Annotated in this window: 14 protein-coding genes and 1 other RNA gene; 4 read left to right on the top strand and 11 right to left on the bottom strand. The window is 50.5% G+C overall.

Annotated elements, in window-relative coordinates; genetic code table 11:
* Nucleotides 1-40: 40 nt before the first annotated feature.
* The 4 genes from KNO73_RS01520 to cymR are packed head-to-tail and all read right to left on the bottom strand — an operon-like array spanning nucleotide 41 to nucleotide 3,394.
* On the bottom strand, nucleotides 41-700 hold the full coding sequence (locus KNO73_RS01520) for a tetratricopeptide repeat protein (RefSeq protein ID WP_215111968.1): 660 nt from the start codon (nucleotides 698-700) through the stop codon (nucleotides 41-43).
* A 10-nt stretch (nucleotides 701-710) separates the two neighbouring features.
* A complete protein-coding gene (gene mnmA, locus KNO73_RS01515; protein WP_015881190.1) occupies nucleotides 711-1,832 on the bottom strand; it encodes a tRNA 2-thiouridine(34) synthase MnmA in 1,122 nt (373 codons plus the stop codon).
* The gene (locus tag KNO73_RS01510; RefSeq protein ID WP_214684592.1) at nucleotides 1,833-2,969 is read right to left on the bottom strand and encodes a cysteine desulfurase family protein; all 1,137 of its coding nucleotides are present in this window, start codon (nucleotides 2,967-2,969) and stop codon (nucleotides 1,833-1,835) included.
* A 17-nt stretch (nucleotides 2,970-2,986) separates the two neighbouring features.
* Nucleotides 2,987-3,394 (bottom strand): cysteine metabolism transcriptional regulator CymR, encoded by a 408-nt coding sequence (gene cymR, locus KNO73_RS01505; RefSeq protein WP_031421454.1) that lies wholly within the window; start codon nucleotides 3,392-3,394, stop codon nucleotides 2,987-2,989.
* Nucleotides 3,395-3,454: 60 nt separating this feature from the next.
* Here cymR and KNO73_RS01500 point away from each other — a divergent pair, with 60 nt between their 5' ends.
* Nucleotides 3,455-4,771 carry a replication-associated recombination protein A gene (locus KNO73_RS01500; RefSeq protein WP_214684594.1) on the top strand — a complete coding sequence of 439 codons (1,317 nt, stop codon included), beginning with the start codon at nucleotides 3,455-3,457 and terminating at the stop codon, nucleotides 4,769-4,771.
* A 12-nt stretch (nucleotides 4,772-4,783) separates the two neighbouring features.
* Here the strand turns inward: KNO73_RS01500 and KNO73_RS01495 are convergent, their stop codons facing one another.
* From KNO73_RS01495 to KNO73_RS01485, 3 genes are all read right to left on the bottom strand, one after another.
* Nucleotides 4,784-5,551, bottom strand: a complete 768-nt coding sequence (locus tag KNO73_RS01495; protein WP_214684596.1) for a tRNA threonylcarbamoyladenosine dehydratase — start codon at nucleotides 5,549-5,551, stop codon at nucleotides 4,784-4,786.
* A gap of 95 nt (nucleotides 5,552-5,646) precedes the next feature.
* Nucleotides 5,647-5,833: non-coding RNA, 6S RNA (gene ssrS, locus KNO73_RS01490), on the bottom strand.
* Between the two features lie 74 nt (nucleotides 5,834-5,907).
* Complete coding sequence (locus KNO73_RS01485) at nucleotides 5,908-7,122, bottom strand: DASH family cryptochrome (RefSeq protein WP_214872800.1); 1,215 nt, start codon at nucleotides 7,120-7,122, stop codon at nucleotides 5,908-5,910.
* A 342-nt stretch (nucleotides 7,123-7,464) separates the two neighbouring features.
* Between KNO73_RS01485 and KNO73_RS01480 the strand changes: the two genes are divergently transcribed.
* Nucleotides 7,465-8,112: a YczE/YyaS/YitT family protein gene (locus KNO73_RS01480; protein WP_214684601.1), complete on the top strand. Its 648-nt coding sequence runs from the start codon at nucleotides 7,465-7,467 to the stop codon at nucleotides 8,110-8,112.
* A gap of 25 nt (nucleotides 8,113-8,137) precedes the next feature.
* On the opposite strand, the gene KNO73_RS01475 is transcribed toward KNO73_RS01480, so the two are convergent.
* Together KNO73_RS01475 and KNO73_RS01470 are read right to left on the bottom strand one after the other, a co-directional pair.
* Nucleotides 8,138-9,178: an alcohol dehydrogenase family protein gene (locus tag KNO73_RS01475; protein ID WP_215111967.1), complete on the bottom strand. Its 1,041-nt coding sequence runs from the start codon at nucleotides 9,176-9,178 to the stop codon at nucleotides 8,138-8,140.
* 101 nt (nucleotides 9,179-9,279) lie between these two features.
* Nucleotides 9,280-10,992 carry an ABC transporter ATP-binding protein gene (locus tag KNO73_RS01470; protein WP_074037457.1) on the bottom strand — a complete coding sequence of 571 codons (1,713 nt, stop codon included), beginning with the start codon at nucleotides 10,990-10,992 and terminating at the stop codon, nucleotides 9,280-9,282.
* Between the two features lie 119 nt (nucleotides 10,993-11,111).
* On the opposite strand from KNO73_RS01470, the gene KNO73_RS01465 reads away from it, so the two are divergent.
* Together KNO73_RS01465 and KNO73_RS01460 are read left to right on the top strand one after the other, a co-directional pair.
* On the top strand, nucleotides 11,112-11,462 hold the full coding sequence (locus tag KNO73_RS01465) for an iron-sulfur cluster biosynthesis family protein (RefSeq protein ID WP_078146579.1): 351 nt from the start codon (nucleotides 11,112-11,114) through the stop codon (nucleotides 11,460-11,462).
* Nucleotides 11,459-11,656, top strand: coding sequence for a hypothetical protein (locus KNO73_RS01460; protein WP_215111966.1), 198 nt, complete (start codon nucleotides 11,459-11,461; stop codon nucleotides 11,654-11,656). Before KNO73_RS01465 ends, KNO73_RS01460 begins: the two co-directional genes overlap by 4 nt.
* Nucleotides 11,657-11,764: 108 nt before the next feature.
* On the opposite strand, the gene aspS is transcribed toward KNO73_RS01460, so the two are convergent.
* Nucleotides 11,765-13,537 carry an aspartate--tRNA ligase gene (gene aspS / locus KNO73_RS01455; RefSeq protein WP_074037459.1) on the bottom strand — a complete coding sequence of 591 codons (1,773 nt, stop codon included), beginning with the start codon at nucleotides 13,535-13,537 and terminating at the stop codon, nucleotides 11,765-11,767.
* The gene (hisS, locus tag KNO73_RS01450; RefSeq protein ID WP_251024899.1) at nucleotides 13,534-14,814 is read right to left on the bottom strand and encodes a histidine--tRNA ligase; all 1,281 of its coding nucleotides are present in this window, start codon (nucleotides 14,812-14,814) and stop codon (nucleotides 13,534-13,536) included. The genes aspS and hisS overlap by 4 nt, the downstream gene beginning before the upstream one ends.
* Nucleotides 14,815-14,857 lie beyond the last annotated feature (43 nt).

The following is a 14,857-nucleotide window of genomic DNA, read 5'->3' as shown; positions in this document are numbered from 1 at the left end:
AAGCGCCTCTCGCAAAAACTGCGAGAAGCGCTATATTAATTTAGTTACCGAGCAGTGCATCCATCTTCGCGATGGCGTCACGTGCGAGTTCGTGATCGGGTTGCATCTCAAGGACGCGTTGCAACTCAGCATACGTCCGTTCCTGGTCACCCAAGAACGCATACGCAATTGCTAAGTTGTAACGGGCATCCGTATGGCTCGCATCGAGGTCGAGCGTCTCTTCTAACGCGACGACCGCCTCTTCGAGCTGTTCACTTTGCGCGAGGGCAAGTCCGTATTGGAACGTGATTTCCACGTCTTCCGGCGATTGCTTCTTCGCTTCACGCAGGCGTGGCATCGCACGAACGAAGTCACCCATCGCTTTGTACGTCAAGCCGAGCATGAAGTGAAGATCGGCATCGTCCATCCCCGAAAGGAGCGCTTGGCGAAGCGACGCCTCCGCTGACTCCAATTGCTCAAGTTCATAGGCAAGGGCGCCTTTCGCATAGTGCGCGGCACCGAACGAGCCATCGAGTTCAATCGCTTTGTCATAGAAGATGACGGCATGATCGTAATCGTTGATCGCCTGAAGCAACGTCCCCATGTTGACGAAACCAGTCGGGTCTGTCGGATTCGCTTCAATGGCCTCATTGAAATGTTTGGCTGCCTGTTCGAATTCACCTTGCTGCATCGCTTGGATGCCTTGTTCGTTTGCGTTCATATCAATCACCTCATCCGATATAGTCGAGTCGTTTGCCGTTGCGGTACGCTTCGTCAATCGTTGCCCCACCGAGACAGACGTCGCCGTCATAGAAGACGACCGCTTGTCCTGGCGTGATGGCACGTTGTGGCTCGTCAAACTTGACGAGGACTTCGCCATTTTCGAGTGGAGCGACCGTGACCGGCACATCTTGTTGGCGATAACGGAACTTCGCAGTCGCCCGGAACTCTCCTGTAGGAGCGGCTCCCGTCCATGACAGTTTCGAAGCGAGAAGCGCATCTGAATAGAGCGCGTCGTGATGGAAGCCTTGTCCGACGAACAAGACATTGTTCTCGACATCTTTTCCGACGACGAACCAAGGATCACCGTCCCCACCGATTCCGAGACCGTGCCGCTGTCCGAGCGTATAATACATCAACCCGTCGTGACGTCCTTTGACGACACCGTCGAGCGTCCGCATTTCTCCTGGCTGTGACGGAAGGTATTCCGATAAGAACTCTTTAAAGTTCCGCTCACCGATAAAGCAGATTCCCGTCGAATCTTTTTTCTTCGCCGTCGCGAGTCCTGCTTCTTCGGCAATCGCACGTACATCTTTCTTGTCCATATGACCGATCGGGAACATCGTCCGCGCGAGCTGGTCTTGAGACAATTGGTTCAAGAAATACGTTTGGTCTTTGTTGTCGTCTTTTCCTCGTAACAGACGGTGCTCGCCATCGACATATTTCACTTGCGCATAGTGTCCAGTCGCGACAAAATCGGCACCGAGTCGAAGCGCATGGTCAAGGAACGCCTTGAATTTGATTTCTTTGTTACACATGACGTCCGGGTTCGGTGTCCGACCGAGACGGTACTCCGCTAAGAAATATTCAAAGACGCGGTCCCAATATTCCTTTTCAAAGTTGACCGCGTAATACGGAATCCCGATTTGGTTCGCGACGGCGATGACGTCTTCATAGTCCTCTGTCGCCGTACACACACCGTTCTCGTCCGTGTCGTCCCAGTTTTTCATAAAAATCCCGATGACGTTATACCCTTGCTCTTTTAACACATGGGCCGTCACCGATGAATCGACGCCACCTGACATGCCGACGACGACCGTCGTCTCTTCAGGGGCTTTCGTGCGTAAATTCATCTATCTCACTCCGTTCATAAATGTCGAGACGACTTCTTGTAGTCGCTCCGCGAGCCGTTTCGCGTCCTCGACCGAGTTACCGTGGCCAAAACTGATTCGAACAGACTGACGCGTCCGCTCTGAATCCCCGTACATCGCCGACAATACGTGGGACGGTTCGACCGACCCTGCCGTGCAGGCACTTCCGCTTGAAATCGCCATGCCCCGCATATCCATCATGATGAGGAAGGGTTCAAGGTCAATTCCAGGAAGGTATAAGTTCACGATGTGAGGTAAACGATTTGACCCGTTCACCTCATAAGTTACGCCTAGTTCGTCAAGACGCTGACGTAGTGCCAAATCGAGCGACTCATAGAGAGTCACTCGGTCTTCACGCTCTGCCATGACGAGTTCAGCTGCTTTTTGGAATCCGACGGCACCCGGAACATTTTCCGTGCCGGCTCGACGTTTACGTTCTTGTTGTCCACCGAAAGAACGTGACGCTAATTTTACACCTGTTTTCATGAAAAGAAAACCGATACCTTTTGGCCCATTCACTTTATGTGCGGACGCCGACAATAAATCGACATGAATCGCCTTCACATCAATTTCTTCTGTACCAAGCGCTTGTACCGCATCCGTATGGAAGAGAGCCTGGTGATCTTGTAACAACTCACCGATTTCGTGAATCGGTTGGCGCGTCCCGACTTCGTTATTGCCATACATGATCGATACAAGAATCGTGTCATCCCGTAAGGCTGAACGAACGGCGTCGACAGTGACGGCTCCCGAAACATCGACATCGAGATACGTGACGTCGAAGCCCTCACGCTCGAGCTGTTCCATCGCGTGAAGCACGGCGTGGTGCTCGACTTTTGTCGTAATGATATGTTTGCCTTTTTCCTGATGGGCATGTGCCGCACCGAACAAGGCATAGTTATCCGACTCCGTCCCACCTGACGTGAATACAATCTCGTTCGGTGAAGCACCAATCCACTTCGCGAGGACGCGACGTGAAGAATCGAGCGCCGCCCGGGCGTTACGTCCAATCCCATGGATGCTCGACGCGTTCCCATACGTCTCTAAAAAGTACGGTGTCATCGCTTCAAGGACTTCCGGTCGCATCGGTGTCGTCGCAGCGTGATCAAAATAGTTCATCTAAGGTCACCTCGTTCTTAAATATAAAACATGTAGCCGTCTGACTCTTCTTCAGCGAGGTCCGCGAGTGTCGTTTCGTCAAGGACGGTATCGATGGCTTCTTTGATTTTATCCCAAAGCTTGCGTTTCACCGCATCATCTGCTTCAGAATCTTCAACGATGGCTAAAGGTCCCTCGAGCAAGCGAATGATTTCACCCGCTGTCACTTCTTCTGCCGGTTTGACGAGTTGGTAGCCACCGTACGCACCCCGTACACTCTTGACGAGTCCCCCGTTACGAAGTGGACCGATCAATTGCTCCAAATAATGCTCCGGCAACTCATGGCGTGCGGCAATCTTCTTTAAACTGAGCGGCTTGTTATCTGTTTCACGCGCTAATGCAATCATGATCGTTAAGCCATAGCGGCCCTTTGTAGATATTTTCATCTTCAAGTCTCCTTCTGTTATACTAATCGAACAAACGTTTGTCGAAAGGAATGGTTACGTATGCCTGATTTGTTTCATCAATCGAATGGCGGACCGCTCGCGAACCGCATGCGCCCCGAAACGTTAGATGACGTGATCGGACAGCGCCATATCATCGGCGAGGGCAAGCTGCTTCGCCGTGCCATCGAAGCCGACCGACTCGGTACGATTATCTTATATGGTCCACCGGGCACCGGGAAGACGACACTCGCCCGTGTCATTTCGAATTACACGAAAGCGACATTCGTCCAATTGAACGCCGTCACGGCCAAACTCGATGAATTGCGGAACGTCATTCGTGAAGCGGAGTCCCGGTATGATTATGAGGACGAACGGACGATTCTCTTTTTAGATGAGATTCACCGGTTCAATAAGCTCCAGCAGGATGCGCTCCTCCCGGCCCTTGAGTCCGGCAAGCTCGTCCTCATCGGAGCGACGACCGAAAACCCGAGTTTTGAAGTGAACGCCGCTCTCTTGTCACGGGCGACCGTATTTCGACTTGAGCCACCAGGTGCCGAGGAGTTACGTATCGTCCTTGAGCGTGCTCTACACGACTCACGTGGTCTCGGAAGTTATCCCGTCAAGATGGATGAAGCTGCTGCAGACCATTATATCAAAATGGCGGATGGTGACTACCGTGTCTTATTGAACGCACTCGAACTTGCCGTCTTGACAACGCCTGAGGTGGAAGGACAGATTCATATCACACTTGAGGTCGCAGAAGAGTCGATTCAACAGAAATCGATCAAATACGATAAGACGGGTGACCGACATTATGACGTCATTTCGGCGTTCATCAAATCGATCCGTGGGTCTGACCCGGATGCTGCGCTTTACTGGTTAGCCGTCATGATCGAGGCTGGCGAATCGCCACGCTTCATCATGCGTCGCCTTTACGTCCATGCTGCCGAAGATATCGGAATGAGCGATCCGAACGCGCTTCTTATCGTCGATGCAGCAGCACGAGCGAGCGAGTACATCGGTTTCCCGGAAGCCCGCATCCCGATTGCCGAGGCTGTTCTCTATTTGGCGACCGCACCGAAATCGAACGCGGTCATCACCGCGATTGACAAAGCGCTCCATCACGTCCGGACAGTTGAGGGTGGGCCTGTACCCGTACACCTGCGTGACGCCCATAGTCCAGGAGCACGTGAACTCGGAAACGGGGTCGGATACAAATATCCACATGACGAAAAAGACGGGTTCGTTCCTCAAAACTATTGGCCAGAGAATTTGGCTAGAAAACGACCAAATTACTATAAACCGACGCCACGTGGATTTGAGCAACAAATCCAAAAGCGGCTCGACTATTGGGAAAAACGACGCGACTCGAAATGAGCCCGCGTCGTTTTATTTTTGGATGCGATTGATTTCGACGCCCGCTTTTTCAAGCAAGTCGTTAATGACATAGCCGGCAGCGACAAGCCCTGCAACCGATGGAACGAACGCGTTCGAGCTCGGTGGCATCTTCGCTTTGCGGATCGGCGCGTCTTTCTTCCCGACGACCTCGTTCACGTCTTCGCGTGTCACGATTGGAGACTCATCTGAGAAGACGACGGGGACGCCTTTGTAGATTTTCTCTTTACGTAGACGGGTACGGACCATCTTCGCGATTGGATCATATGACGTATCCTTAATGTCGACGACTTTAATACGTGTCGGGTCCATTTTGTTCGCCATCCCCATACTCGAGATGACCGGGATACCGCGACGCTTACATTCTACGATTAAATGAATTTTATAAATGATCGTGTCTGATGCATCGATGACATAGTCGATCTTTTGAGCAAAGAACTCTTCGTATGTCTCTTCTGTATAAAACATCTTCAATTGGACGAGGTCTAAGTCCGGGTTGATGTCAAGGAGACGTTTCCCCATCGCTTCGACTTTCGGTTGACCGACCGTCGACAATAGTGCGTGGATTTGTCGGTTGACGTTCGTGATGTCGATATCATCTTTATCGACGAGGACGATGCGTCCGACGCCACTGCGCGCAAGTGCCTCGGCCGCAAATGAGCCGACACCGCCGACGCCTAAAATCGCGACCGTTTTATTCTTTAAAGCATCAAGGCCTTCAGAGCCGATGGCCAATTCATTTCGTGAAAACTGGTGTAGCATATTTCTTCCTCCAACTAATTCTATTTTCTCATACTATTTTACTCGGAATTATAATCAAAAAAAAGACGTCTCGCGACGTATTTACAAAAAAATCGATGGGGCCCGGAGTGCCGTGACGATGCCTTGCTTTTGAACCTGCGTATGCAGGTGGGTGACCTAGCGTTTCCTTCACAAGTCCTCCTGCACGTGATGAGGCAGTTGATCTGGTTAGCAGTTCGGTCTCCCGTATTCAAAGTGTTGGCTCAAAATAACGAAGGCGGCTCTCGTACACCTCAGGTATCCCATCTGTTGATTTAACTATAGCGCTTCTGTAAAAAGAAGTCAATGAGAAACGCCGACTTCACGTGACAGTTTGGTCACAACCATTTGTTACGAAACGCACGGTCCGGGTCATACGTGAACTGTTGACGCTCGATGTTGAAACGGCGGTCGCGCGAGTCGTTCCCGACACCCGCCTGGTACGCCCAATTCCCCCAATTGCTCGCCACGTCGTAATCGATTAGTTTCGATTCAAAGTAGGAAGCCCCGTAACGCCAATCTTGTTTCAACTCCTTTGCGAAATAGTTGGCCACGATTTGTCGTCCCCGATTGGACATCCATCCCGTCGCATTCAGTTCGCGCATAAACGCATCTACGAAATCAACACCCGTCTCTCCCTTTCGCCATTTTTCAATGACATCCGCATCGACTCGCCAGTCTTTCCGTTTCGACCGGATGCCTTGTGATCGAAATAACTTTTTCCCTTGCTCGAGTGCGACCCATTGAAAGAACTCACGCCATAATAGTTCAAAGTACAGCCAGTACGTTGATTCATTTACCCCATGCGTTCGTTCATGTGCCTCGAGTTCAAAGAATACCCGTCGTGGGGATAACGAGCCGTTCGCTAAATAAGAAGATAGTTTCGTCGAGTCATCGACACCAAAACCATTTCTCGTTTCTTTGTACGTTCGAATCGGCACGGACAAATAGTCATTCAATCGACGCTTCGCTGCCAATTCGCCACCTTTGAACGGAAACGCCGTCCTCGGGTCTTGCTTTACTTCTTGAATCGAAAATGGGAACGTCACCTCGCGTGTGGCAGCCGTCGCCTTACGGGAAATCAGTTCTCGGGGACGTACATCATATTCGACCGCTTTTCGAAACTCCGTGAAGAGAAACGGCATTTTCTCAAACGGGATATCTTCTTTTTCAAACAACGTAAATCCTTCGAACGTCTCGTACGTCCCTTTCCATTTTTTGATCACTTCATTTTCACGTCGGCGCTCATTGTACCCGATGGCCCGTTGAAACAAGAGACGGTCGGATGGATCGAGCATTTCGAGCGGATGACCGACGTGCACGTAAAATGGGATTCCAAGTGCATCGAGTGAGCCGGCCACATCCTCTAATGACTCCTTCAGAAAATGCAGTCGTTCGTTCCCGAGTGGAATGACGCCATAACGATTTTCAACAAACTGATTCGGACTGATGAAAAAATGACCTTCGATCGGATCGTCATGGCGAAGTGCTTCTTCGAGCGGCAAATGATCATCAACACGTAAATCGTTTTGGTACCAAATGATTGTTTTCATCGATAGACCTCCTCCACTCTATAGTATGATGGGTTATGATCTCCGTCATGAGGCTGGAATGTGCTTGAAATATGTTTTCAAAATCAAATTGTGTGGAATATATTCTTCTAGAAGAGAAAGGGGTGTAGCATAATGGCTAAGAAAGGCAAAATGGGAACATTGATTAAAATTGCGACGGCGGTCGCACCGTTCGTCTACGATTACTATAAAAAGAACAAAGCAAAAAAATCACCGAAGAAATAAAACTCACGTCTCAGCCAATAAGCTGAGACGTTTTTTTTATGTTTTTCAATCGCCTGTGCTAAGATAAATCAATCATTCTATTGAAACGAGGCGATGTTCATGCACGTCCGATCCATCCATCTTTTACGCATTCTCTTCAAATGGGGTCTTTTCATGACCGGGTTGTTCTTACTCGCACTCGGTTCATCCATCATGATCACGGCAAATCTCGGGGTTTCCACGTGGGACGTCCTTCATATCGGTATCGCTCACCATCTTCCGATTTCAATCGGGACAGTCATCTTATGCGTGGGACTTCTACTCGTCCTATTCAAATACATACTCGACCGAATCCGGCCTCAATTTGGCACGCTCGTCAACGCGGTCTTTGTCGGGGTATTTATGAACCTGATTTTGAACGAGCAATGGCTCCCGACATTCGATGGCTTATTTGTAAATGTCGTTTGGCTCACGTTCGGGATATTTGTCATGGGAATGGGAGCTGGTCTCTATGTCGCCGTCGGGTACGGTGCCGGTCCACGCGATGGATTGACGCTTGCCTTAGCAGACCGTTTCCAAACGTCCGTCCGTGCCATGAGGACTTGGATGGAACTGACCGCTTGTCTCATCGGTTGGGCACTCGGCGGGCCACTTTTCTTCGGGACCGTCTTATCGATTTTCCTCATCGGTCCATTCTTCCAGTTTTGGCTAGAACGGTTCCGCCTGTTCATCGCCTATGTCGATCGTCTCAAAGTAAAATTCGCATGAAAAAGAGAGGAGATCTCCTCTCTTTTTATGTGTTCGGAATGAGCACAATCTTTCCGAACTTACCCGATTGTTTAAAATACGCCTGTGCCTCACGTGCCTCTTCAAGCGGGAACGTCCGGTCAATGACCGGTTTTAGCTTCCCTTCGGCGATCGAGCGCAACATCTCCGCGAATTCATATCGTGTCCCGAGAACAGACCCGTACATCGCGATATGTTTCAAGTACAGCGTCCGGAAGTCGAGATGGGTCGTCTGTCCTCCCGCCGAACCAGAGATACAGAACTTCCCTCCCTTTTTCAAGATGTTTAGAGATACATCAAATAGCGCATCTCCCACGACATCAAGGACCGCGTCGACCGGGCCACCGTTCGCAGCGATGATATCATCGTCGAGCGTCTCAGAACGGTAGGAAAACACTTCGGTCGCCCCAAGCGCTTTTAACTCTTGCTCGTTTTTCAAATCACCGACGATAGCGAACACATTCGCCCCGAATACGTTCGCCGCAATTTGGATGTTGAGTGAGCCGACCCCGCCACTTGCCCCAGTGACGACAATCGTCTCACCGGAACGGATGTGTAACTGCTCGTTCATATGCCAAGCCGTGAGACCACTTACGGAAAAGACTGCACTCTCGACGAAATCATCAAGCGGCATGTCAAAACAAAGGTCAGCCGGCCATGATACATACTCCGCGTAGCCCCCGTCATACTCTGATCCAATAAAGGACATATCGTCCGACAAGTGTTCCTTCCGTTCAGGTCCGCTCGAGGTGAACGGGAATAAGACGACGTGTCGACCCATCATCCCTTGGTCGACCCCATATCCGAGCTCGACGACTTCACCAGTGATGTCTGAACCGGGAATGCGTGGGAACTGGACGCCTTCCGGGCGCCATCCTGACTTCTCCCGAGCTCCATAAGCCCCTTCTCGCATCCATATTTCCGTATTGTTAATCACGCAGGCGCGTACCTTGATCAGCACTTCTCCTGCTTTCGGAGACGGTTTCGGGATATCAACCACTTGGAGTTGGTCAACGTCCCCATATCCTACGACTTGTACAGCTTTCATGGTATTTTGCCTCCTCCGCTTTCGTTCATCCATAAGTATTTACCCACGAAATGCTGTTATCACGCCAAAAAAGGGCCGCCCTTTATCAGGCAGCCCTCGATTTATAGTTGTTGACGTTGTAACAGGTTCGTGAAGACGCCACCTTTTTGACTGAGTTCTTCGTGCGTTCCATCTTCTACGATTCCTTCTGCCGTCACGACAAGAATCCGGTCGGCATTCCTTACAGTCGCTAAACGGTGCGCGATGATGAGCGTCGTTCGATTTGCTGCCAGTTCATTTAATGAATCCTGAATGATGGCCTCGGTCTCCGTATCGAGCGCCGAGGTCGCCTCATCGAGTATTAAAATCGGCGGATTTTTCAAAAACATACGCGCAATGGCGATGCGTTGTTTCTGACCTCCGGAGAGTTTTAGTCCACGCTCTCCGATTTGTGTATCAAGACCGTGCTCGAGCTCTTCGACGAGCGTGCCGAGATGTGCTTTTTCCACCGCATGCATGATCTCTGCATCGGTCGCATCCAGTTTCCCGTAAGCAATGTTCTCCCGTAGCGTACCCGCAAATAAGAAGACATCTTGTTGCACAATTCCGATTTGACGACGTAAACTCTCTTTCGTCATGTTCCGGATATCCATGCCGTCAATCGAGATGGCACCCTTTGTGACGTCATAAAAACGCGGAATGAGTGAACAGATGGTTGTCTTCCCTGCCCCGCTCGTCCCGACTAAGGCAACAGTCGTCCCTGCCTCGATCGACAAGTCAATATCTGTCAACACTTGGCGGTAGTCTGAATAGCCGAATGAGACGTCATCGAAGACGATATCGCCTGTCAACGTTTCGACCTCGGTCGCATCCGCTCGGTTCTCAATGTCCGGCTCTTCATCAAGCAACTGCGTGAATCGTTTGAACCCTGCCATCCCTTTCGGATACATTTCTAAAAGCGCCGTGATCTTTTCAATCGGCTTGATGAGTAAATTCATGTACAAGATGAATCCCACGAGTTGTCCGTACGATAGCTGACCCTCGTACGTTAAGTACGCCCCGTACACAAGGACGAGCAACGTCATAAGACGCGTCGTGATATAAATACCTGCGAGTGACGTACTCATGACGCGATACGCTTCAATCTTCGAGCCGCGATAGAAGTTGTTGTCTTTTTGGAAACGTCCGATTTCAAACGCCTCGTTCGTAAACGATTGGACGACGCGTGCCCCAGACACACTGTCCTCGACGCGTGCGTTCACTTCCCCGATATTCGTGTACATCTTTTGCCACGCCTTGTTCATGTTCTTATTCGCATACGTGATCATGATGATGAGGAACGGTACTGCGACAACGGTGACGAGTGCGAGTTCAGGGTCGATCGAGAACATGATCCCGAACGCACCGAGTAACGTCATGATGGCGATAAAGAAGTCTTCCGGTCCATGGTGCGCCACTTCCCCGATATCGAACAAGTCGTTCGTGACCCGGCTCATCAAATGGCCGGTCTTATGATTGTCAAAGAAGCGGAACGACTGTTTATGGATATGCGTGAACAACTCTTCTCGCATGTCCGTCTCGATGTTGATGCCGAGCTTATGTCCCCAGTAGTTGACGACGTACTGCATCATCATGGCCAATATGTATAGAATCAACAGGCCGATGCTGACGATGATAATCCAGTTCCATTCCCCACCCGGCAACAAGTCGTCGATGAACCATTGAACGGCAAGCGGAAATCCAAGTTCAAGCAGTCCGACGAGAATTGCGAATGAAAAATCGAGTAGGAATAACTTTTTATGTGGTCGATAATAACTAAAAAAACGTGAAATCATTCTCTCTTCCCCCTTCTCATCATTAAGTGTACGCTTTTTTCCGAAAGGTGGAAAACAGGATGCATCCCTTTTTCATTCTTTTTTCAAACAGCGTATAATAAAAGTAAGGAGTGATACACATGCATGTACACATTACAAATCGTGCCCTCGAACGAATCGAGTCATTGAAAGGCGAACGCGAAGGACAGATGCACCTCTTTTACGAGACAGAAGGTTGTGGTTGTGGGAACAGCGGAATCTTTGAGATTCGATACGTAACCGAGACGACTCCGGAAGACGTTGAAATCGAATCAAACATCGGACCAATCTTAATCAAAAACTGGACAAAAGTGTTTTTAGATGAACAGATGAAAATCGATTTCCTCGAAGACCGTCGTACGCTCGTCTTGAAGAGTGACGGCCAAGTGTTCAATTCGAATCTACTCGTGACGGACGGCACAGGATGTCAGTTGAACGTTCCGAGCCGATGAAACAGACACTGAAACAACATCCGAGACTCCTCATTCTCTTTTTCGCGAGTTTCGGTCTCGGACTATTTGGAATCTATCTGGCGTTTATCGATTCGGTCTATATGATGTCCGCAGTCATCGCCTCGCTGTTTGCGTTTGGTTTCGCGTTGCAGCGAACAGCGAAATATATGCAGCGAGAAGAAGATAAACGTTAACAAGAGGATGTGTTCCAATTAAATTTCTACCATCTCGTGTTGAATCCAAAATCCGTTTCACACATACAAAAAAACGAGGATTGCCATGGCAACCCTCGTTTTTTATGGTTATTTTTTCTCTTTTATTGCCGTACGAATCGATAACTCTTCGAGTTGCGCGTCCGCGACAGGGCTCGGTGCTTGCGTCAAGAGACAGCTTGCCGAAGCCGTTTTCGGGAAGGCGATTGTGTCGCGAAGGTTCGAACGACCTGCAAGAATCATGACGAGACGGTCGAGACCGAGTGCGATTCCCGCGTGTGGCGGTGTACCGTATTCGAACGCTTCAAGCAAGAAGCCGAACTGTTCAACCGCTTCTTCTTGTGTGAAACCAAGCAATTTGAACATGCGCTCTTGAATGTCACGCTCATAAATACGCTGTGAACCGCCACCGAGTTCGTAACCGTTCAAGACGAGGTCATACGCAACCGCGCGTACACTTGCCGGATCTGTCTCGAGAAGATGGAGGTCTTCACGGTTTGGCATCGTGAACGGATGGTGGTTCGCATAGAAGCGACCGTCTTCTTCTTCAAACGTTACGAGCGGGAAGTCCGTTACCCAAAGGAAGTTGAACTTCGACTCGTCGATGAGACCAAGTTCGTGACCGAGCTTGACGCGGAGTGCGCCAAGGCTGTCTGCAACGACAGTTGGTTTCGATGCGACGAAGAGAAGAAGGTCACCTGCTTCTGCATCTGTGGCTTCAATTAGCTTCTGTGCGTATGTCTCATCAAAGAACTTCGCGATTGGACCGTTCAAGCCTTCCGCTGTCACTTTGAGCCATGCGAGACCTTTCGCACCGTACACCGCCGTGAACTCTTGAAGCTTGTCGATGTCTTTACGTGAGAAGTTGTCCGCCTCACCTTTGACGTTGATCGCCTTGACTTGCCCGTTTGATTCGAGTGCTGCATCGAACACTTTAAAGCCAGCACCTTTCACAGCGTCTGCCACGTCGATGAGTTCGAGACCGAAGCGCGTGTCCGGCTTATCCGAACCAAAACGACGCATCGCTTCCGCGTGTGTCATCCGCTCGAACTTCGCTGGCGTGTCCGTACGACCGAGCGTCGATTCCATGACTTGTCCCATCATCGATTCCATCATCGCCATCAAGTCTTCGATGTCCATGAAGCTCGTTTCGATGTCGACTTGTGTGAATTCAGGTTGACGGTCTGCACGAAGGTCCTCGTCACGGAAGCAGCGTGCGATTTGGAAGTAACGGTCAAATCCTGCAACCATGAGCAACTGTTTGAAGAGCTGTGGTGATTGTGGAAGTGCATAGAACTCACCACCATGGACACGGCTCGGTACAAGATAGTCACGTGCGCCTTCTGGCGTCGACTTCGTCAAAATCGGTGTTTCGACTTCAAGGAACTCTTGCTCCGTCAAGAAGTTACGAATCGTGTTCGACGTTTTCGAGCGGAGACGGAACGTCTCTTGGAGCGCCGGACGACGAAGGTCGAGGTAACGGTATTTGAGACGCAGGTCTTCTGAAACGTTTTCCGCTTCGTCACCGATCGGGATTGGTGTCATCTTCGCAGCGTTTAAGATGTTGATCTCTGAAGCGATGACTTCGATATTTCCTGTCGGCATGTTCGGGTTCTTGTTCTCACGCTCGAGAACCGTCCCTTTCACGTCGAGGACGAACTCACTACGAATCGTCTCCGCGAGTTGGTGGACCGCTTCGTTCTCTGGGCGAACGACGACTTGGACAATCCCTGTGCGGTCACGAAGATCGATGAAGATGAGACCTCCGAGGTCACGACGTTTTTGTACCCATCCTTTTAATTGTACTTCCTGGCCGATGAGTGACTCTGTCACGCGGCCGTTCATATGTGTGCGTCCGATCATTGTCCTGCTCCTTCCGATAGTTCACGAATTTTGTCTGCGACGGCCGAGAGTGGCACGTCGACTTGTTCACCAGTCGTCATATCTTTCAAGGCGGCTGACCCTCGTTCGACTTCGTCATCCCCTAAGATGACTGTGAACTTGGCTTTCAGACGGTCCGCCTGTTTGAATTGTCCTTTGAACTTGCGTCCTTGGTAATCACGGTCTGCTTTGAACCCTTCCATGCGGAAGAGTTGTAGGAGGCGTGTCGCCGTCAATTCGACTTCTTTTCCGCCTTGGGCGACGATGAAGACATCAAGTCCTGTCTCGAGTTCAGGTAGGACTCCTTCATTCTCTAATGCGAGGATGAGACGCTCCAACCCGATTCCAAAACCGATTCCCGGCATGTCCGGTCCGCCGATATCTTGTACGAGACCGTTATAGCGTCCGCCGCCACAAAGTGTCGTGATGGCTCCGAATCCTTCTGCCTCAGACATGATTTCAAACGCAGTGTGCGTGTAGTAATCGAGTCCACGGACGAGCGTCGGGTCGACTTCATAGGCGACACCAAGTGCATCGAGTTGTGCGAGCACTTGGTCGAAATAGGCCTTCGACTCTTCGTTCAAATATTCAAGAATCGACGGGGCCGTCTTCATCGACGGGTGATCGCGGTCGACCTTACAATCCAAGATGCGAAGCGGATTCTTATACAGGCGTGACTGACAGTCTTGGCAAAGTTCGCCTGCCACCGGCTCAAAGTGACGGATGAGCGCATCGCGGTGGGCGTTGCGGCTTTCCGCGTCCCCAAGCGAGTTGACGACGACTTTGATTTTCTGAAGTCCGAATGACTTGTAAATCGAATAGGCGAGGCTGATGACCTCAGCGTCAACGGCCGGGTCACTACTACCGATTGCTTCGACACCGTATTGGTGAAGCTGACGGAAGCGACCTTTTTGTGGACGCTCGTAGCGGAACATTGGTCCCATGTAGTAGAGCTTGGTCGGCTGGTCCGGATTTCCGAACAGTTTGTTCGTCACGAACGCACGAACGACAGATGCCGTTCCTTCTGGGCGAAGCGTGTACTCGTCTTTCCCTTTCTTCACGAGCGTGAACATCTCTTTTTGGACGATGTCCGTCGTTTCCCCGACACTGCGTGTGAACAGGTTCGTCGTTTCAAAGATTGGTGTGCGAATCTCTTTATAGTTATAACGGGCGCTCATGTCGCGAAGCTTTTCTTCGACATATTGCCACGTCTCGACCGTGCCCGGAAGCAGGTCTTGTGTACCGCGTGGTGCTTTCATCATCACATTTCCCTCCTTAAAAATACAAAAAGGCCCTCGTCCG

Source organism: Exiguobacterium sp. s83, assembly GCF_018617095.1.
GTDB lineage: Bacteria > Bacillota > Bacilli > Exiguobacteriales > Exiguobacteriaceae > Exiguobacterium > Exiguobacterium profundum.
This window is presented reverse-complemented; position numbering and strand designations above follow the sequence as displayed.

Bases quoted from the DNA above. Each gene is read 5' to 3' on its own strand.
- KNO73_RS01520 (WP_215111968.1), bottom strand. From the start codon at position 700: ATGAACGCAAACGAACAAGGCATCCAAGCGATGCAGCAAGGTGAATTC.
- mnmA (WP_015881190.1), bottom strand. From the start codon at position 1,832: ATGAATTTACGCACGAAAGCCCCTGAAGAGACGACGGTCGTCGTCGGC.
- KNO73_RS01510 (WP_214684592.1), bottom strand. From the start codon at position 2,969: ATGAACTATTTTGATCACGCTGCGACGACACCGATGCGACCGGAAGTC.
- cymR (WP_031421454.1), bottom strand. From the start codon at position 3,394: ATGAAAATATCTACAAAGGGCCGCTATGGCTTAACGATCATGATTGCA.
- KNO73_RS01500 (WP_214684594.1), top strand. From the start codon at position 3,455: ATGCCTGATTTGTTTCATCAATCGAATGGCGGACCGCTCGCGAACCGC.
- KNO73_RS01495 (WP_214684596.1), bottom strand. From the start codon at position 5,551: ATGCTACACCAGTTTTCACGAAATGAATTGGCCATCGGCTCTGAAGGC.
- KNO73_RS01485 (WP_214872800.1), bottom strand. From the start codon at position 7,122: ATGAAAACAATCATTTGGTACCAAAACGATTTACGTGTTGATGATCAT.
- KNO73_RS01480 (WP_214684601.1), top strand. From the start codon at position 7,465: ATGCACGTCCGATCCATCCATCTTTTACGCATTCTCTTCAAATGGGGT.
- KNO73_RS01475 (WP_215111967.1), bottom strand. From the start codon at position 9,178: ATGAAAGCTGTACAAGTCGTAGGATATGGGGACGTTGACCAACTCCAA.
- KNO73_RS01470 (WP_074037457.1), bottom strand. From the start codon at position 10,992: ATGATTTCACGTTTTTTTAGTTATTATCGACCACATAAAAAGTTATTC.
- KNO73_RS01465 (WP_078146579.1), top strand. From the start codon at position 11,112: ATGCATGTACACATTACAAATCGTGCCCTCGAACGAATCGAGTCATTG.
- KNO73_RS01460 (WP_215111966.1), top strand. From the start codon at position 11,459: ATGAAACAGACACTGAAACAACATCCGAGACTCCTCATTCTCTTTTTC.
- aspS (WP_074037459.1), bottom strand. From the start codon at position 13,537: ATGATCGGACGCACACATATGAACGGCCGCGTGACAGAGTCACTCATC.
- hisS (WP_251024899.1), bottom strand. From the start codon at position 14,814: ATGAAAGCACCACGCGGTACACAAGACCTGCTTCCGGGCACGGTCGAG.